Below are 19,553 nucleotides of genomic sequence, written 5' to 3'. Positions count from 1 at the left end.
TTCGCCCCTGCCCACACCCTTGCGGCGGCAGGGCGACGGCCGCTTGTCCACAGGCATCGGCTCCGTCCGCCCATGGGGTTTTCCACAGGCCGGAACAAGGAATTCGATCTGGTCGTACGATGCTGTACGGCAGGCCAGGAGGCCCGCCGCCGCCAAGACGGCACCCAGGGGAGGAAGCCCGGTGAGATCCCGGCGCGGTCCCGCCACTGTGTGCCCGGCCAGGTGCGCGACCCAGGACGCTCGGCGTCCCGTCGCGTTCCGTGCCGGGTGAGTCAGGAACTCCCGCCGTCCGACCACCGCCCGGGGCGCGGACCCCGAGGAAGGCTTGACGCTGCGATGATTCTGCTGCTGTCGACGTCCGACACGGACCTGCTGTCCGCCCGAGCCGCGGCGGACGGGCCCGTCACCTACCGCCTGGCCAACCCCTCCCGTATCGAACTCGACGAGATCGACGGCCTGTTGGAGGGCACCGATCTGGTGGTCGTCCGGCTCCTGGGCGGTATCCGCGCCTGGCAGGAGGGTCTGGACATCCTGCGCGGGCAGCCGCGCCCGGTCGTCGTTCTCACCGGCGAGCAGGCCCCCGACGCCCAGCTGATGGAGGCCTCCACCGTCCCGGTCGGCATCGCGGCGGAGGCCCACGCGTACCTCGCGCACGGCGGCCCGGACAACCTGGAGCAGTTGGCCCGGTTCCTCTCCGACACCGTGCTGCTCTCCGGCCACGGCTTCGATCCGCCCCGACCCGCCCCCACCTGGGGCAGGTTGGAGCGCACGGCCGCCGCCGCGTCCCCCGCCACGGCCCCCGCCGGCTCCGCCTCCGGTCTCGAACCGCCGCAGGCGACAGCCCCGTTGATCGCGGTGCTCTACTACCGCGCCCACCACATGAGCGGCAACACCGCCTTCGTTGAGGCGCTCTGCACCGCGGTGGAGCAGTCCGGCGGCCGGGCGCTGCCGCTGTTCGTCGCCTCGCTGCGCGCGCCCGAGGCCGAGCTGATCGAGGAGCTGCGCGGGGTGGACGCGATCGTCACCACCGTGCTGGCCGCGGGCGGCGCGACCCCCGCCGGAGCCTCGGCGGGCGAGGACGACGAGTCGTGGGACGCGGGCGCGCTCGCCGGCCTGGACGTGCCGATCCTCCAGGCCCTGTGTCTGACCTCCTCCCGCTCCGCATGGGAGGAGAACGACGAGGGCGTGACGCCCCTCGACGCCGCCAGCCAGATCGCCGTGCCCGAGTTCGACGGACGGCTGATCACGGTGCCGTTCTCGTTCAAGGAGATCGACGAGGACGGTCTGCCGTCCTACGTGCCCGACGCCGAGCGCACCGCGAGGGTCGCGTCAATCGCCGTGCGCCACGCGCGACTTCGCCACGTGCCCAACGCGGAGAAGCGCCTCGCCCTCGTCCTCTCCGCCTACCCCACCAAGCACTCGCGCATCGGCAACGCCGTCGGCCTCGACACCCCCGCCTCCGCCGTGGCACTGCTGCGGCGGCTGCGCGAGGAGGGGTACGACCTCGGCCCGGAGGAGGGCCCGGACGCGGTGCCGGGCCTGGAGTCCGGCGAGGGCGACGACCTGATCCGCGCCCTGATCGAGGCCGGCGGCCACGACCAGGAGTGGCTGACCGAGGAGCAGTTGGCGCGCAATCCGGTGCGCGTTCCGGCGGCCACCTACCGCCGCTGGTTCGCCGAGTTCCCCGCCGAGCTGCGCGAGGCGGTCGAGGAGCACTGGGGGCCGCCGCCGGGAGAGATGTTCCTGGACACCAGCCGCAACCCGGAGGGCGACATCGTGCTCGCCGCGCTGCGTCGCGGCAATCTCCTCATCGTCATCCAGCCGCCCCGTGGGTTCGGCGAGAACCCCGTGGCGATCTACCACGACCCCGATCTTCCGCCCTCCCACCACTATCTGGCCGCCTACCGGTGGATCGGCAGCAGCGCCGCGGAGGGCGGTTTCGGCGCGGACGCCATGATCCACCTCGGCAAGCACGGCAATCTGGAGTGGCTGCCCGGCAAGAACGCGGGCCTCTCCGCGTCCTGCGCACCCGACGCCGCGCTCGGCGATCTCCCCCTGATCTACCCGTTCCTGGTCAACGACCCGGGCGAGGGGACCCAGGCCAAGCGCCGCGTGCACGCCACCCTGATCGACCATCTCATCCCGCCCATGGCACGCGCCGACTCCTACGGCGACATCGCCCGCCTCGAACAGCTCCTGGACGAGTACGCGGCGATCTCCACGATGGACCCGGCAAAGCTGCCCGCGATCCGCGCCCAGATCTGGACGCTCATCCAGGCCGCCAAGCTCGACCACGACCTCGGGCTGGAACAGCGCCCCGAGGACGACGGCTTCGACGACTTCCTGCTGCACGTCGACGGCTGGCTGTGCGAGGTCAAGGACGCCCAGATCCGCGACGGCCTCCATGTCCTCGGCGGAGCCCCGTCCGGCCCCGAGCGCGTCAACCTGGTGCTCGCCATCCTGCGCGCCCGCCAGATCTGGGGCGGCACCTCCGCGCTGCCCGGACTGCGCGAGGCGCTCGGCCTGGACGAGTCCGCCGCCACCCGCACCAGCGCGGACGAGGCGGAGGAGCGGGCCCGCGTGCTCGTCGAGGCGATGGAGGCGGCGGGCTGGTCGCCCGATTCGGTGCCGTCGATCGCCGCCGCGGTCCCTGCGGAGCAGCAGCAGGCGGTCGCCGACATCCTCGCCTTCGCGGCCCGCGAAGTCGTACCGCGGCTGGCCGCCACCACCGACGAAATCACCCGCTGCGTCCACGCGTTGAACGGCGGCTTCGTACCGGCGGGGCCCTCCGGCTCGCCACTGCGCGGCCTGGTCAACGTGCTGCCGACCGGGCGCAACTTCTACTCCGTGGACCCCAAGGCCGTGCCCAGCCGCCTCGCCTGGGAGACCGGGCAGGCGCTGGCCGACTCCCTGGTGGAGCGGTACCGCGCCGACCACGGCCAGTGGCCGAGCTCCGTCGGCCTGTCCCTCTGGGGCACGAGCGCCATGCGCACCTCCGGCGACGACATCGCGGAGGCACTGGCGCTGCTCGGCGTCCGTCCCGTCTGGGACGACGCCTCGCGCCGGGTCAACGGCCTGGAGCCGGTGCCCCTCGCGGAGTTGGGTCGACCGCGCATCGATGTGACGCTGCGCATCTCCGGCTTCTTCCGGGACGCCTTCCCGCATGTCATCGGGCTGCTCGACGACGCCGTGAAGCTGGCCGCAGGCCTGGACGAGCCCGCCGCCGACAACCACGTCCGTGCCCACACCCAGGCCGATTTCGCCGAGCACGGCGACGAACGCCGGGCCACCACCCGTATCTTCGGCTCCCGCCCCGGCACCTACGGCGCGGGCCTGCTCCAGCTCATCGACAGCAGGGACTGGCGCACCGATGCCGACCTCGCCGAGGTGTACACCGTCTGGGGCGGTTACGCATACGGACGCGGGTTGGAGGGCAGAGCCGCCCATGAGGAGATGAAGACCGCCTACGCCCGGATCACCGTCGCCGCGAAGAACACCGACACCCGCGAGCACGACATCGCCGACTCCGACGACTACTTCCAGTACCACGGCGGAATGGTCGCCACGGTACGAGCGTTGAGCGGCGCCGCGCCCGAGGCGTACATCGGCGACAGCACACGGCCGGAGACGGTGCGCACGCGCACGCTGTCGGAGGAGACCTCCAGGGTCTTCCGGGCCAGGGTGGTCAATCCGCGGTGGATCGAGGCGATGCGCAGGCACGGCTACAAGGGCGCCTTCGAGCTGGCCGCGACCGTGGACTACCTCTTCGGCTACGACGCCACCACGGGCGTAGTCGCCGACTGGATGTACGACAAGCTCGCCCAGACGTACGTGCTGGATCCGGAGAATCGCGCCTTCCTCCAGGAGGCCAACCCCTGGGCGCTGCACGGCATGGCGGAGCGGCTGCTCGAGGCCGAGTCCCGCGGCATGTGGGAGAAGCCGGACGCACAGACTCTGGCGGCCCTGAAGCAGACCCTCCTGGAGGCCGAAGGCGATCTGGAGGGCGAGGAGTAGCACAGTCGGCCGGGCCGGCCCGGCACCGGTCCACAAGCTCCGAAACTCAGGCGTGGGCTCCGACCCGAGGCCTCCCGGGACCTGTGCAGCACCCACCGCCTCGCGCGCAGAGGGCGGGCCGACGGATCGACTCCGTCCGGCCCGCCCTCTGCGCACCTCACTCCTCGTCGAGGAAGATCTCCTCGGCCCGGGCGACAGCGAAGGCACGGTCGAACCACAGATCCAACAACTCAGGATCCGCACACCCCGTCACCCGCAACCGCACCCCTTCGGACACCGACACACCACGCCGCTCCAACACCCGCAGCACACCCTCAGCCTTGCCCTCAGCCTTGCCCTCGGCCTTGCCCTCGGCCTTGCCCTCAGCCACACCCTCAGCTTTGCCTTCGGCCACACCCTCGGCCCTGCCCTCCAGGTAGGACTCCTCGCGAAGTGTCCGACGGCCCGGGAAGTAAATGGCCATAGTCATCAAAGTCCTCCAGGTCCGCCCGGCCCGGGTGTCCCCCAGACCGACCTCCAACAAGTCGGCGAAATACTCCAGCGTCGCCTGATCCGCCCTGCCCAACGCACGGGCCAGCACGTCCAGTATGGCCGTTGCGTCCCCGTCCCGGCCATGTGTCAGGGCGGAGAAGGCGGCCATCGTCAGATCGCGTGACGCCTCTTCCTCGTCGAGGATCACCGGCACGTTGCCGGGCCCCACGACGAGCGGGTGCAGGGACAGCGCCGCCCACTCGGGAGTGCCGAGGGGGAACGGCCCGGCGGCCCAGTTGGCGGTCGCCTTGTCCTGGCAGATCACCAGGAGCAGTACGGGGCACTGGTGCTTCGCAGCCAGATAGGCCACGTAGTACGCCCAGTTGACCGCCTTCGTGGTGTCCCTGCGTCCCTGGGCCTCGATGGCGAGGAGGAAACGTTCCCCGTCGGCGGGTTTGACCCGCAGTACGGAGTCGACTCGGCGTTCCAGCGGTCGCATCTCGGTTGTGTCGGGGGTGAGCACTTCCACCACCGCGTCTCTCGGCGGTGGTACTCCCAGGATCTCGAATATGGGCCCCAGCAGCTCCGGACGTTCCTGGAAGATCCGGTGTGCGGTTTCATGGCGCGTTGTGACCATGATCGGGAAAGTAGGTCCACATATGAAGTGACGTGCGAAAAACAAACACTCGCCACTCGAACGGGTCTGCGTCGTACGGAGGTTGACGCGAAGCAACCACCGTCGCGCCGACACGCAGCTCCACCGCCGACTACGCGTTCGTCGCCACCGGGGCCTTCGGCTCGCTGCCGCGAGTGGTGCCGACCGCCCGCGCGGTGGCGAAGGCGACGCCCATCAGCGCCAGTACGAGGATCATCGCCGGCCGCAGCCCGTAGTGGTCGCCGAGGAAGCCGAGCGCGGGCGGGCCGACCAGGAAGGCGACGTACCCGATGGTGGCGGCGAGGGATACCCGCGCGGTGGCGTCGGGTCCGGAGTCGCCGGCGGCCGAGATGGCGACGGGGAAGCCGACCGAGGCGCCGAGACCCCACAGCAGTACGGAGGCCATGACCAGCGCGGGGTGCTCGGCGAAGATCACCAGGGCGAGGCCGACCGCGCCGGACAGCGCACTGGCGCGCACCACGGTCGCGCGGGAGTGACGGGCGAGGAAGTAGCCGGCGCCGAAACGCCCCACCGCCATCGCGGCGGCGAACGCGGCATAGGCGATCGAGCCCGCGGTGGCGGAGAGCCCGTGGCCGTCCACGACGATCAGGGGGAGCCAGTCGTTGGCCGAGCCCTCCGCGAACGCCATCGCGAGGATCACCACGCCGATCAGCAGCAGCGTGCGGTCGCGCAGCAGCCCGAGCGGCCCGGAGCCCCGGGCGCCCTCGTCGGCGCGATCCACCCGGCCGACGCCCGGGGGTACGAAGCGCATCGCGTACACCAGGCAAGCGGCGGCAAGTCCGGTCATGGCGGGAAGGTGCAGCAGGACCGGTACTCCGACGGCGTTGCAGAGGATGCCGATCACCGCGCCGAGGGTCGTCGCGACACTGAACATGCCGTGCATCGCGGGCAACGCCGAGCGTCCCAGAGCCTGTTCGACCTCGGCGCCCTCGACGTTCAGGGAGACCTCGCCGCCGCCGACCCCGAGGCCGAACAGCATCATCCCGAACGAGACGGCGGCGCCCGCGCCGAGATGAGCGCCGACGCCGATCACCGGCAGGCTCAGGGCGACGAGCGTCATCCCCGTCAGGGTCACCGGACGGGTTCCCCAGCGGGAGACCAGCGCGCCCGAGGACAGGACGCCGGTCATCGAGCCGACCGACAGCCCGAGCAGGATCAGTCCCATCTGCGCGGTGCTCGCCCCGACCATGTCCCGAATGTCCGGGGTCCGGGTGACCCAGGTGGACATCGCCAGCCCCGGAATCATGAACAGCACGAACATCGCGCGCCTGCGCCTGGTCGCGGTGAACGGCATCAGCTACTCCTTCACGGCACGACCCGGGAGACTGTACAGATGTACAGCCCGTACGACTGTACAGTCCCGTCCACCGGTTCAACACGGGGAAGCGGAGGCGAAATCGGTGACTGGGAAGCCCTCAGCGGGAACGGCGGCGAGGGAGAACGATCGCGCGGCGGCGATTCTGCACGCCGCGCTGGAGGTCATCGCGACCCGCGGCGTGCACCGCACCACGCACCGCAGGATCGCCGAGACGGCCGGCGTCTCCCTGGGGTTGTCGACCTACCACTTCGCCAACCTCGACGAGATCATCGAGCGGGCCTTCGGACTGCTCGTGGAGACGATGTCCGTCCAGTACCGCGCCGAACTCCCGGCCGCGCCCGGCCGGGACGAGGCGATCGAGGCGGTGGTGCGGCTGATCTGCGGCCCGGAGTACGCCACCGACCGGGAACTGACGCTGATGTTCGAGCTGTACGCCTGCGCCCGCCACAATCCGAAGGTGGCGTCCCTGACCGTCGACTGGCTGGCGCGCAGCCACTCGGCCCTCGCCCCGCACTTCGGCGAACGCGCCTGCCTCGCGATCGACGCACTCGTCGAGGGTTGGACGATCCACCGCACTTTCCAGGGACGTGCTCCCGACCGGGAGACCGTACGAGCGGCGATCGCCTCGCTCTCGACACTCTGACCCCGGCGACCGGCGCGCCGAGGAGCCCCCGGCCCTCCACAGCACTCACGCGCAGCACCGCAGCACCGCAGCACCGCAGCCGGAACACGGCGGAAGCCTCCGGTACGCCCGGGGGCGAGGTGCGAACGGCGAGCGCGGCGAAACGCGCGTGTGGCTCGGGAAACGCACGGGAGCCGGGCGGCGCGGAGTACATCTCCGCACCACTCGGCTCCGCACGAACTCCAGCCCGGCTCCGCACGAACCCGGCCGGCTTCGCCAGGACACGTCCGGCGCCGCACGAGCACGAACCGTCCCGGCTCCCGTACACACGTCCGGGGCCCGGGCGGCTTCGCCCGCGGGCCGCGGCGGGCACCGACGCCCGCGCCGCCCGCGATGCGTGCGTCTAGTTCTCCACCCAGCCGTGCGAGCCGGCGAGCTGGACCAGCCGCTGCCGCACCCGGACGATCTGCTCGGCGGTCATGGCGGGCGCGGCACCGAGCAGGGCCTCGGTCACCTCGTCCCGGTACTCCTTGGAGGAGAGGATGTCGCAGTCGCCGTCCTCTCCGCCGCCGATCGGCGAACCGATCGGGCCGTCCGCGTAACCGCCGGACTGACGCTCGGGGGCGCCGCGCTCCAGGAGTCTGGCGTGCGAGGCCTTGGGGCCCCTGTCGCCGTCCTCGATGTCGAACTCGACGACCGCACCCGTGCTGATCAGGTGCTTGTCCACATCCAGGTCGTTGACGTGAATGAAGACGTCGTCGCCGCCGGAGTCGGGTGCCACGAAGCCGTAGCCGCGCACCGCGTCAAATCGAATGACCTTGCCCGTAACCACTGCCATACCGCCTATACCGCAAGAATCCGCTACCACCATTTTCGGACTCAGTTGAGCCCGCGACCGACCGTACAGGCCGAGGTGATGAGGCACAACGTCACGGCTCGCAGCCGCCGGACCAGCGGCTGAGCGTATGCGGACGGTCTGCGCACGCGGCATTTTCACGCCCGTCGAACCACCGTCGCGATCCGGACAACATCGGTTTCACCGACCGCACACGGACGGACGCCGATCGTCAGGGCTTGCGGGCCACGCCGCAGTAGAAGGCGACGTCCTCCGGCTCTCCCCGCCCGTCGTCCTCCGGGCGCCAGCGTGCGCACGAGACGACACCCGGTTCCAGCAGCTCCAGCCCGTCGAAGAACCCGGCGACCTCCGGGACGGTGCGCTGGGTCAGCTTCGGTGTGCCGACGGAGTTCCAGAACGTGACGGCGGCGTCGACGTCCTCCAGGCCCGGCCCGGTGATGGTGTGCGAGAGCGCGAGGTAGCTGCCGGAGGGGACGGCGTCGACGAGTTCCCTGACGACCTCGCGCGCCTCCTCGGTGTCGGCGACGAACATCGCGATGCCGAGCAGCATGATCGCGGTCGGTCTGTCGAAGTCCAGTGTCCTGGTGGCGTGTTCGAGGATGGTGCGCGGATCGTGGAGGTCGGCCTCCAGGTAGTCCGTGACGCCCTCGGGGGTGCTGGTGAGCAGCGCACGGGCGTGGGTGAGGACGAGCGGGTCGTTGTCGACGTAGACGATCCGCGAATCGGAAGCGATGCCCTGCGCCACCTCGTGGGTGTTGGCGGCCGTCGGCAGTCCCGTGCCGATGTCGAGGAACTGGCGGATGCCCGCCTCGCCGGCCAGATGACGCACCGCGCGGCCGAGGAAGGCGCGGTCGGCGCGGGCGTAGTCGAGGATGCCGGGGTGCAGTTCCCGGATCTGGTCCCCGGTGACCCGGTCGACCTCGTAGTTGTCCTTGCCGCCGAGCCAGTAGTTCCACATCCGTGCCGAGTGCGGAACGGTGCTGTCGATCCGGTCCTGTGCCACGTTCGGTCTCCTTGGCTGCGTACGGTCGACCCGTCTGCGCGCAGACTATGCGATCTTGAAGCCGTCGGCCCGGTGTTCGAACAGGGCGCTCCCGCACGGACGGAACGCGTCGGACCGAGTGCGCGCGAACCAGCCCGAACCAGACCGGAGCAGCCCGAACCAGACCGGAGCAGGCCGGCCGGTGGGCGCGGCTAGGGGCCGGAGAGCAGCTCCGGCCCGAGTTCGTCCACGTCGCGGTGGCCGCTGAGCGCGAGCGAGAGGTCCAACTCGGCGAGCAGGCAACGCAGTACGTGGCTCACGCCCGCCTGGCCGCCCGCGCCGAGACCGTAGACGTACGGTCGCCCCAGCAGTACGGCCTCGGCGCCGAGCGCCAGCGCCTTCAGCACGTCGGAGCCCGTCCGCACTCCGCTGTCGAAGAGGACCGAGGTCTCGTCCCCGACCGCCTCCACCACCGGGGCCAGCGCCTCCAACGAGCCGATAGCGCCGTCCAGTTGACGGCCGCCGTGGTTGGAGACCACGACGCCGTCCATCCCGCTGTCGCGGGCGCGACGTGCGTCGTCGGGGTGCTGGATGCCCTTGAGTACGATCGGGCCGGACCAGTGGTCGCGCAGGAAGGACAACCGCTGCCAGGTCTTCGTCGGGTCGGCGAACATCCCGGCCCAGTGCACCACCGCGTCCAGCGGCGCCTCCTCGACCGGTTTGGCGAGGCCCGCCCGGAAGGCCGGGTCGCTCAGGTAGTTGGCGATGCCGATGCGCTGGAGGAAGGGCAGGTACGCCCGGTCCAGATCGGTCGGCCGCCAGCCCAGCAGCCAGGTGTCGAGGGTGACGACGAGCGCCGTGTAGCCCGCGCGTGCCGCGCGCTCCAGGAGGGAGATGCAGACGTCGTCGTCCTTCGGCCAGTAGAGCTGGTACCAGCGCGGACCGTCGCCGGCGGCCTCCGCGACCTCCTCCATGTCGTAGGAGGAAGCGGTGCTGTGGACGACCGGGACGCCCAGTTCGGCAGCCGCCCGCGCGACTGCCAGCTCGCCCTGCGGGTGGATGATCGACTGCACCCCGATCGGCGCCAGCAGCACGGGCGCGGGCATCGGGGTGCCCAGTACGGTGCGGGCGAGGCTTCGGGTGCCGACGTCACGGAGCATCCGCGGCACGATGCGGCGGCGTTCGAGCGACTCCAGGTTGGCGGCCATGGTGCGCCCGGATCCGGCGCCGCCCGCCACGTACCCGTACGCGGCCGGGGACATCCGGGCGCGCGCGGTGTCGGCGAGCGCGTGGAGGTCGGTGGTCAGCGCCGGGGTCTGCTCGGTGAGGAGGCCGTTCAGATAGATGTCGTTGGAGAAGTTCGCGTAGTTCACGGCCGGTTCCGGTACGGCGGCGGGCTCGGGAACGGACTCGTCGGCCATCGCTTGCGGACCTCCGTGGGGCGGACGGGGCGGATGCGGTACGCGGCTCAGCCTCGCGGGCCTCCGACCGCTCCGCAAGACATCGACGCTGTCCCGCATCGCGACATACTGGCGCAATGACACCTCATACGGGCGCTCACCTGCGGAAGCTGGCCGAGGGCCTCCACGTCTGGCTGCCGAGGCGGCGGGGGTGGGGACTGGCGAACTGCGGACTGGTGGTCGGGGACGACACCGCGCTGTGGATCGACACACCGTACGACCGACGGCTTGCGGGCCGATTCCTCGCCGCCAGCAGGGAGTTGCTGCCGCCGGGCGTGGCGATCGACCGGGTGGTGGTGACGCACGGCAACGGCGATCACTTCTGGGGCGCGGGGGTGGTGCCGAACGCCGAGGTCATCGCCGCCAAGGAGTCGTTGGAGCAGGCCGAGGCGGAGCCCGACCCGAGGATGCTGCACGCCTTCGTCCGGGGCACGGTCCCCGAACAGCCGTCCCCCTCCCCGCCGTCACGACCCGTGCACTCCACGCCCCCGCGACCCACGCCCCCGCGGTCCGCCGGCGTCGAGCCGGCCCGGCCGGTCACGACGGACGCGGCCGAAGCGCCGTACGCGCCGTACGCGCCCGAAGCCGCCGCCGACCGGCGGGCGGAGGCGCTGCTGAGCAGCTATATGCGGCGGCACTTCGGCGCCTTCGACTGGGCGGACACCGAACGGGTGCGGCCGACGCTGCTCTTCCGGGGCGAGCTGGAGCTGAGCGTGGGCGGTCGGCCGGTACGGGTCGTGGGCCTGCCTCCGGCGCACACGACCGGCGACCTCTTCGTCCATCTGCCGGACCGGAGCACGGTGTTCGCGGGCGACGTGGTCTTCGGTTCCACCCCCGCCCAGCCGGGCGACCACGCGGTGCACTGGGCGGGCCCGCTCAGCGCGGTGAGCGCGGTGTGCGAACGGATTCTGGCGACCGGGGCGGAGACGATCGTGCCGGGCCACGGCCCGATCCTGGGGCGCTCCGGCGTGCGGGCACATCTGGACTATCTGCACCATCTGCGGGAGCGGGCCGAGGAGTTCCACGCACGCGGCGTACCGGCACTGGAGGCGGCGCGGCGAGTGATCGCCGAGCGCCGCCACCCCGAACTCGGCCTGCCCGAACGGCTGGTGGTGACGATGCGCACCGAGTACCGGCACCTGTCCCCGGCCCCGCGCCCCGGCGTGCTGGAGGTGATGGCGGAGGTCGCGCGGCTCGCGGCGGAGTGCGAGGGCACCGGCGACCCCGCTTCCTCCCCGGCCGGCTGACCCCCGCCGTCGGCCACATCGCCACGCGCCGCGCCGCCACGCGCCGCGCCGCGGGTCGCGCGCCGCCGCACCCGGCGCTGCCCCGGTCGTCGTCCCGGGCAGCGCCGGGTGCGGGCAGCGGCCGGAATGCGTGCTGCACGCGGTCGGTTGGCGCCCCGGCCCGACACGGTTCGAGACAGGGTGGCCGGGCACGAGACCGAGTCGGTACGAGTCGACCCCGGATCGCCCCCGGGACTTCACGGGGCGACACCGGCCGACAACGGGCAGCCCCGGGACGACAAGGGGGGCGACACGAGTGGGCGCCGGGGCGCCGGCGGGCGGTGCGCACCTCGGGGCGCGGGCAGCCTCGCCGACGGCTCGCAGCCGTCGTTCAGCCTTTAACAAAATGGGAATCGGGCGAACTCCGGAAGGCCGCCCGAAGGCGTGGCCGGAATCGACCACCGCTCGGAACGGCCGCGGTCGCCGAGCAACCGGTGGCAAACATCCGGTTCGAATCCCCTGCATGCACCCACCCCAGCAAAACAGGACAACACGCGCCTGTTCCACGATTCAGGAACTGTCCGTAATTCTCCGCAGAGTGCGGGAATCGCGCGTCCGCTATGCGGGATCCTGCTTCCGCCAAGGGGCCGGATCTGCCCTACTGACCTGGTATGGAGTCTTCATAGCGGTTGCCCGAGAAACGACCGCGGAGGGTTGCTTTGCTCGACGGTGACTTCGCTCACATTTCCGAACGTCGGTGGTCCGTTCAGATGTCGCGCCCGTGACGGAGTCATATCTTGGCCGTTGCATGCAGATGGCACGCGTGGAAAAGGACCAGCTAGGGGCGTGATCACGTCAACAGGCCCCGATCTCCTTGTGTTTACCACGCGAACGAGGCGTTAACAGAAGCGAACTACTGACAAGTTGACCGCGACGGTGTTCCGCGCATCTACTGCACAGAGTCACTGACCAGTTGCGCGCGCAGGCGGGAGAAGCTCACATGCCGATACTGGATTCCGGCGCGTCCGAGGTGCCCTCGGCACCCAGCACGGTGATCGCCGTCAATCCGGCGCACCGGCCGGCACCGCGTCTCGCGGTCGCCGCCGCACGCGCGGGCGCAACCGGCGTACTGGAGCTTCCGCACACAAGCGCACGCGACGCCCTCAACATCCTTGAACGCACGGCCCGTTGGTCCACCAGGCCGTTCGCGGTCCGCATCCGGCCGGGCTGCCCGCTCACCGGTGAGGCGCTGCCGGAGCAGGTCGACACCGTGCTGCTCGCCGACCCCGGACGCAGGCCCGCCGACTTCGCGGGCCGGACCGTGCTGGTCGAGGTCACCGGGTTGCCCGGGGCACTCGAAGCTGCTGCGAGCGGAGCGTACGGGCTGTTGGTGCGCGGCGCCGAATGCGGCGGCGCGGCAGGCGAGTTGAGCACGTTCGTACTCCTCCAGCAGGTGCTGGGGGCGCTGCGGGCGCAGGGCCGCGAGACGCCCGTCTGGGCCTGGGGCGGCATCGGCCCGCACACGGCGGCTGCCGCCCTCGCGGGTGGGGCCGCCGGTGTCGTGGTGGACACCCAGCTCGCACTCCTGGACGAGGCGGAGCTGCCGGCCGAGTTCGCCGATGTGCTGGCAGGTCTGGACGGTTCGGAGACGGTCGTCCACCACGGTCAGCGGGTACTGCTGCGCCGCGGTCCGGACGCCCCCGAACTCCCTGCCGATGAGGCCGAGTTCCTGTCGCTGATCGGCGCGGACCGGCTCTCCGAGCAGTTCCCGCCGGTGGGCGAGGACGCCTATATGGCCGCCTCCTTCGCCGAGCGCTGGGGCTCCGTGAGCGAAGTGGTGCGCGCGCTGCGCGGCGCGGTCGAGCGCTACGCCGCCACCGACGCCTCCACCGTCGCCACCGCACTCGGCGCGGACTCGCCCGGCGCCCGCGCACTGGGCACCGAACTCCCCCTGGCCCAGGGCCCGATGACACGAGTGAGCGACCAGCCCGAGTTCGCCGCGGCGGTCGCCGCCGAGGGGGCGCTGCCGTTCATCGCACTGGCGCTCTCCAACGGGGAGCAGACCCGTTCGGTGCTGGAACGCACCAAGTCCGCGCTCGCCGGGGCCCCTTGGGGCGTCGGCGTACTGGGCTTCGCGGACGAGGAGATCCGCACCGCCCAGCTCGACGTCGTGCGGGAGATGCGCCCCACGCACGCGATCATCGCCGGCGGGCGGCCCGCACAGGCCGCGGCGCTGGAGGCGGAGGGCATCGCGACCTTCCTCCATGTGCCCTCGCCCGGCCTGCTGAAGCAGTTCCTGGCGGCCGGAGCGCGCAGGTTCATCTTCGAGGGCGCCGAGTGCGGCGGACACGTGGGCCCGCGGCACAGCTTCCCGCTGTGGGAGGCGCAGGTGTCGATCCTGCGCGAGTTCGTCGCCAAGTCGCCCCGGGTGGCAGGTGAGTTGACGGTGCTGTTCGCCGGCGGAGTGCACGACGAACGCTCCGCCGCGATGGTCGCCGCCCTCGCCGGCCCGCTGACCGGGGCCGGTGCGGCCGTGGGGATGCTGATGGGCACCGGCTACCTCTTCACCGAGGAGGCGGTCGGCGCCGGCGCGATCCTGCGGCCCTTTCAGGACCAGATCCGTGCCGCCGAGCGCACCGACCTGCTGGAGACCGCGCCCGGCCATGCCACCCGCTGCGCCCACTCCGCCTTCACGGCCGACTTCGCCGCGCTGCGCGAGGAGTTGCGCGCGCAGGGCGTACCGGAGCGCGACATCTGGGAGCGGCTGGAGAAGTTCAACGTGGGCCGGCTGCGGCTGGCCAGCAAGGGCATCGAGCGCGTCGGCGCCGAGCTGCGTCCGGTGGACGAGCAGCGCCAGGTCGACGAGGGCATGTTCATGGCCGGCGAGGTGGTGGTGCTCCGCGAGAGCGTCACCACCATCGCCGCGCTGCACCGTTCGGTGGGCGCCGGCGCGGCCGAGTGGCTGCACGCCCGCGGGGCGGAGCTGCGCGCCGCGTGGGGCATCGCCCCGGAGGCCGAGGAGCCGGCTCCGAAGCCGCTGCGGGTGGCGATCGTCGGCATGGCGGGAATGTTCCCCGGCGCAGCCGATCTGGCGGAGTTCTGGGCCAACGTGCTGTCCGGCAGGGACTCGGTCACCGAGGTCCCGGCCAGCCGCTGGGACTCGGGCCTCTACTACGACCCGGACGGCGACGGCGACCGCACGCCCTCGCGCTGGGGCGGCTTCCTGCCCGAGATCCCGTTCGACCCGCTGAGCTACGGGATTCCGCCCGCCTCGCTCGGCAGCATCGAGCCGGTGCAGCTGCTCGCGCTGGAGGCGGCGCGCCGGGCGCTGGTCGACGCCGGGTACGAGGGCGCCGACACCGACCACCGCCGCACCTCCGTCGTCTTCGGGGCGGAGGCGGGCAGCGATCTGTCCAACGCCAGCGTGCTGCGCACCGTACTGCCGTCCTACATCGGCGAGTTGCCGCCCGAACTGGAGGAGCAGCTGCCGCGGCTGACCGAGGACTCCTTCCCCGGCGTCCTGGCCAACGTCATCGCCGGCCGGATCGCCAACCGGCTCAACCTCGGCGGCACCAACTACACCGTCGACGCCGCCTGCGCCTCCTCGCTGACCGCGCTGGACGTGGCCTGCAAGGAGCTGACCGGCGGCACCAGTGACCTGGTGCTCTGCGGCGGCGCCGACCTGCACAACGGCATCAACGACTTCCTCCTCTTCTCCTCCGTGCACGCGCTCTCCCCCTCGGGGCGGTCGGCCACGTTCGACGAGAGCGCCGACGGAATCGCCCTCGGCGAGGGAGTCGGCTGCGTCGCGCTGAAGCGGCTGGAGGACGCCGAGCGGGACGGCGACCGTATCTACGCGGTGGTCGACGGCGTCGGCAGCGCGAGCGACGGACGGGCGCTCGGCCTGACCGCGCCCCGGCCCGAGGGGCAGCGTTCCGCGCTGACCCGGGCGTACCGCAACGCGGGCGTATCGCCGCGCGAGGTGGGCCTGGTGGAGGCGCACGGCACCGGCACGGTCGTCGGCGACCGCACCGAGCTGGGCACCCTGACCGAGATGTTCCTCGAAGAGGGCGCGGCGCCGGGCAGTTGCTCGGTGGGCTCGGTGAAGTCCCAGATAGGCCACACCAAGTGCGCCGCGGGCCTCGCCGGGCTGATCAAGACGACCCTGGCGCTCTACCACGGCGTCAAGCCCCCGACTCTGCATCTGAGCCGCCCGAACGCGGCCTGGGACGCGCAGTCCAGCCCCTTCGTCTTCCATCGCGAGGCCACCCCGTGGGTGGCCGAGCCGGACCAACGCGTCGCGGGCGTCAGTGCGTTCGGCTTCGGCGGTACGAACTTCCATGCCGTGCTGCGCGGTTACCGGCAGGCCCCGAGCGCCCACTCCCGGGACAGCTGGCCGGTGGAGCTGCTGACCTTCCGCGGTCGGGACGCCGAGGCGGCCCGCCGGGCGGCGCGCGGGCTGCTGGACCTCGTGACCCGCAAGGGCGGCGACCGATCCGCCTTCGAGCTGCGGGACTTCGCCCGTGCGGCGAGCCGGCGCAGCGACCGTGCAGCCTCGCGCGGCGAGCCGGTGCGCATCGCGCTGCTGGCGCCCAGCCTGGCAGCCCTGCCGGAGCTGCTGCGCCGGGCGGCCGAGGGCGAGCACGCACCCAAGGAGCACCTGTACGCGGCGGACGCCGGGACCACCGGATCGGACGGCACCGCAGCCCCGGCGGACATCGAACTGAGCGCCGGAGCAGGCAAGTTGGCGTTTCTCTTCCCCGGCCAGGGCAGCCAGAAGCCCGGGATGCTCGCCGAACTTCTCGTCGCCTTCCCCGAGTTGCATCGCTATCTGCAGCTGGGCGAGCGATGGATCGACGCGCTCTACCCGCCGGCCGCCTTCGACAAGGAGGCAGGTGACGCGCAGCTCGCCCGGATCACCGACACCACGGTGGCCCAACCCGCCCTGGGAATGGTTGAGTTGGCCGCCGCGGAGCTGCTCGCCGGGGTCGGCGTCAGGCCCGCGATGACGGCCGGACACAGCTACGGCGAGCTGGTCGCGCTGGGCGTGGCCGGAGCGCTGGCACCCGAGGACGTGCTGGAGGCCAGCGCCGCCCGCGCCAACGCGATCCTGGACGAGGTGCGGGACGGCGACGCGGGCACGATGGCCGCGGTCAACGGGACCGCCGAGCAGGTCGAGGACGTGCTGCGCACCGCCGGCCTCGCGGAGCAGGTGGTGGCCGCAAACCGCAACTCGCCGCGCCAGACAGTGATTTCCGGTCCGACGGACGCGGTCGTCCAGGCGGTGGAGCGGCTGAAGGAGGCCGGCCACGCCGGGAAGCGGCTCCAGGTCGCCTGCGCCTTCCACAGCAAGCTGGTCTCCGGTGCCGGCCGGACCTTCCGGCAGCGGCTGGAGGAGTACCCGGTGCATCCGCCCGAGGTGCCGGTGTACGCGAACCGCACCGCGCGCCCGTACCAGCTGAGCGCGGAGGGCGTACGGGCGGAGCTCGGCGAGCAGATCGGTGCGCCGGTGCGGTTCACCGAGCAGATCGAGGCCATGTACGAGGCAGGCGCTCGGGTCTTCCTCGAGGTCGGGCCCGGCCGGGTGCTGACCAGGCTGGTCGGCGACGTGCTCGGTGACCGCCCGCACCGGGTGGTGTCGCTGGAGGGCCGGCGCGCGACCGGACTGACCGGCTTCCTCGCCGCGCTGGCCCAACTGGCCGTGGCGGGCGCGGAGATCCGCACCGCGCGACTCTTCCAGGGACGGGCCTCGGTCGATGCGGAGAAGGCGCCGGAGACGGTGCGTCCCGGTTGGACCGTGGACGGCCACCTCGTACGTCGCGCCGACGGCACCGTGCAGCCGGGCGCGCTGCACCCCGCCCGCCAGATCAGGGAGCTCATCGTGTCCGAGAACCAGATCCACAGTGCCGGAGTTCCGCAGCCGGCGGGCGCGGCCGATGCGCTGATCGCCGAATTCCTGCGCAGCAGCCGGGAGATGGTGGCCGCCCAGCGCGATGTGCTGCTCGGCTACCTGGGCGCGACCGAGCTGCCCGCGCGGGCAGCATCGGCGCCGTCCTACGTGCCGGCGGCCGGCGCGTACGTGCCGGCCGCGGAAGCAGCCACCGCCCCCGCGGCGCACCCCGCGCAGCCTCCGGCCCTGCCGGCAGCTCCCGCCGCCGCCGCCGCCGCTCCGGCGCTGGACGGCGCGGCCGTACTGGCCGCGGTGCTCGAAGTCGTCGCGGAACGCACCGGCTACCCCGCCGAGATGATCGAACCCGACCTCGACCTCGAAGCAGACCTCAGCGTCGACTCCATCAAACGAGCCGAAATCGCCGGCGAACTCGCCACCCGACTCGGCCTCCCCACCGACACCACCGACGCCGAACACCTCACCACCGCACGCACCGCCACCACCCTCGCCCAACTCCTCACCCAGGCACTCGGCGGCAACACCCCGGGCCAGGAAGGCGCGTTGACCGGCGGCGTCACGGAGCAGAGCGGCGAGAAGCACGTGGTGCCGCCGCAGCGGCTGGAGTTCGTGGAGGACGAACTGGGCCCGGTGACACAGCTGTTGGCCGCGGGGAGCACCGTTCAGGTGCTGGGCGGCGGGGAGTTGGCCGAGGTGCTCGCCGAGCAGCTGCGCGCCGCCGGCGCCGTACCGGAGCTGCTGCCAACCGGGCAGGCGCCCGTCCAGGTGGCAGACGCCGTCATCCACCTGGACGCGCTGGAGGAGGACGAGCCCGTCCTGCCGGGCGCGTTCCCGCTCTTCAAGGCGGTGCTGGACGGCGGTCCGAAACGGCTGCTGGCCGCCGAGCGGCGGGAGCACGGCTCGGCGAGCGGTCTGCGCGGGTTCTTCCGCAGCGTCGCCCGGGAGTACGAGGAACTGCACGCCACCGTGCTGGAGTTGGGCACCGAGGACACCCCGGCCCTGGTTGCCGAGCGTCTCGTCGCCGAGCTGGGCAGCACCGAACGCGAACCCGTCGTGCTCGTCGACGGTGGTGGCCGCCGCGCGCTGCGGCTGCGCCACACCGACCTCGGCACGCTCGGCTCGACCGGTGCGGGACCGGCCGGCGAGGGGGCCGCGGAGGCCACCGCGATCGGGCTGGACCGGGACGCCGTCGTACTGCTGGTCGGGGGTGCGCGCGGCATCACCGCCCGCTTCGCCCGTACGGTCGCCGCCGCCAGTCGCTGCCGGATCGAGTTGATCGGCCGTACGCCGGAGCCGTCCGCGCAGGAGGACCCGGCCACCGCGTCCGCCACCGACTCGGCCGCGCTGCGCAAGGCGTTCATCGCGAGCGGGATGAAGTCGCCCGCCCAGATCGAGCGCGCGGTCTCGGCCACGCTCGCCGAGCGCGAGGTGCGAGGCACTCTCGCCGCGCTGCGCGAGCTGGGCAGCGAGGTGCGCTACCACCGGGTGGACGTCACCGACACCGAGGCCGTGCAGGCGGTGGTCAAGGACGTGCACACCGAGCACGGCCGACTGGACGGGCTGGTGTACGCCGCCGGGATCATCGAGGACAAGCTGATAGCGGAGAAGTCCGCGGACTCCTTCCACCGGGTCTTCGCCACCAAGGTCTCCGGCGCCAACTCGCTGCTGGACGCGGTGGGTTCGCTGCCCAACGGCCCGCGCTTCGCCGTGCTCTTCGGCTCCATAGCCGCCGCCCTCGGCAACCGGGGGCAGAGCGACTACGCCGCCGCCAACGACGCGTTGGAGGAGCTCGGCCGCCGCTGGTCGACCGAGGAGCGGCGCGGACTGACCGTCCACTGGGGCCCGTGGGCCTCGGCAGAGACCAACGGCGGCATGGTCACCCCGGAGCTGATGCGCTCGTACACCGCTCGCGGCATCAAGCTGATCGATCCCGAGGAAGGCCCGATCTCGCTCCTCGCCGAGCTGGCGTACGGCCCGCCGCGGGTGCACTCGGTCGTCTACACCGCCTCCGGCTGGTGAT

9 protein-coding genes are annotated in these 19,553 nt (G+C 72.1%); 4 read left to right on the top strand and 5 right to left on the bottom strand.

The genetic code is table 11. The features are described from left to right. Positions 1 to 336 precede the first annotated feature (336 nt). Positions 337 to 4,014, top strand: a complete 3,678-nt coding sequence (gene cobN / locus JGS22_RS10450; protein WP_211041106.1) for a cobaltochelatase subunit CobN — start codon at positions 337 to 339, stop codon at positions 4,012 to 4,014. Positions 4,015 to 4,171: 157 nt separating this feature from the next. On the opposite strand, the gene JGS22_RS10445 is transcribed toward cobN, so the two are convergent. Both JGS22_RS10445 and JGS22_RS10440 read right to left on the bottom strand, forming a co-directional pair. Beyond that, entirely contained in the window at positions 4,172 to 5,122 is a 951-nt protein-coding gene (locus JGS22_RS10445) for an RpnC/YadD family protein (RefSeq protein ID WP_216814930.1), read from the bottom strand. A 130-nt stretch (positions 5,123 to 5,252) separates the two neighbouring features. Further along, positions 5,253 to 6,455, bottom strand: a complete 1,203-nt coding sequence (locus JGS22_RS10440; RefSeq protein ID WP_211041109.1) for an MFS transporter — start codon at positions 6,453 to 6,455, stop codon at positions 5,253 to 5,255. A gap of 106 nt (positions 6,456 to 6,561) precedes the next feature. On the opposite strand from JGS22_RS10440, the gene JGS22_RS10435 reads away from it, so the two are divergent. Continuing rightward, complete coding sequence (locus JGS22_RS10435; protein ID WP_211041110.1) at positions 6,562 to 7,122, top strand: TetR/AcrR family transcriptional regulator; 561 nt, start codon at positions 6,562 to 6,564, stop codon at positions 7,120 to 7,122. A gap of 382 nt (positions 7,123 to 7,504) precedes the next feature. Here JGS22_RS10435 and JGS22_RS10430 read toward each other — a convergent pair whose 3' ends face one another. From JGS22_RS10430 to JGS22_RS10420, 3 genes are all read right to left on the bottom strand, one after another. Then, a complete protein-coding gene (locus JGS22_RS10430; protein ID WP_236073106.1) occupies positions 7,505 to 7,939 on the bottom strand; it encodes a cold-shock protein in 435 nt (144 codons plus the stop codon). A gap of 229 nt (positions 7,940 to 8,168) precedes the next feature. Then, positions 8,169 to 8,960: an SAM-dependent methyltransferase gene (locus JGS22_RS10425; RefSeq protein WP_308405607.1), complete on the bottom strand. Its 792-nt coding sequence runs from the start codon at positions 8,958 to 8,960 to the stop codon at positions 8,169 to 8,171. 191 nt (positions 8,961 to 9,151) lie between these two features. Next, the gene (locus JGS22_RS10420; protein ID WP_211041111.1) at positions 9,152 to 10,360 is read right to left on the bottom strand and encodes a lactate 2-monooxygenase; all 1,209 of its coding nucleotides are present in this window, start codon (positions 10,358 to 10,360) and stop codon (positions 9,152 to 9,154) included. Between the two features lie 116 nt (positions 10,361 to 10,476). Between JGS22_RS10420 and JGS22_RS10415 the strand changes: the two genes are divergently transcribed. Together JGS22_RS10415 and JGS22_RS10410 are read left to right on the top strand one after the other, a co-directional pair. Further along, entirely contained in the window at positions 10,477 to 11,646 is a 1,170-nt protein-coding gene (locus JGS22_RS10415; protein ID WP_211041112.1) for an MBL fold metallo-hydrolase, read from the top strand. Between the two features lie 979 nt (positions 11,647 to 12,625). After that, positions 12,626 to 19,552 carry a type I polyketide synthase gene (locus JGS22_RS10410; RefSeq protein ID WP_216814929.1) on the top strand — a complete coding sequence of 2,309 codons (6,927 nt, stop codon included), beginning with the start codon at positions 12,626 to 12,628 and terminating at the stop codon, positions 19,550 to 19,552. The last annotated feature ends 1 nt before the right edge of the window (position 19,553 follow it).

Origin of the sequence: Streptomyces tardus, from assembly GCF_018101125.2 — a bacterium.
Lineage (GTDB): Bacteria > Actinomycetota > Actinomycetes > Streptomycetales > Streptomycetaceae > Streptomyces > Streptomyces tardus.
This window is presented reverse-complemented; position numbering and strand designations above follow the sequence as displayed.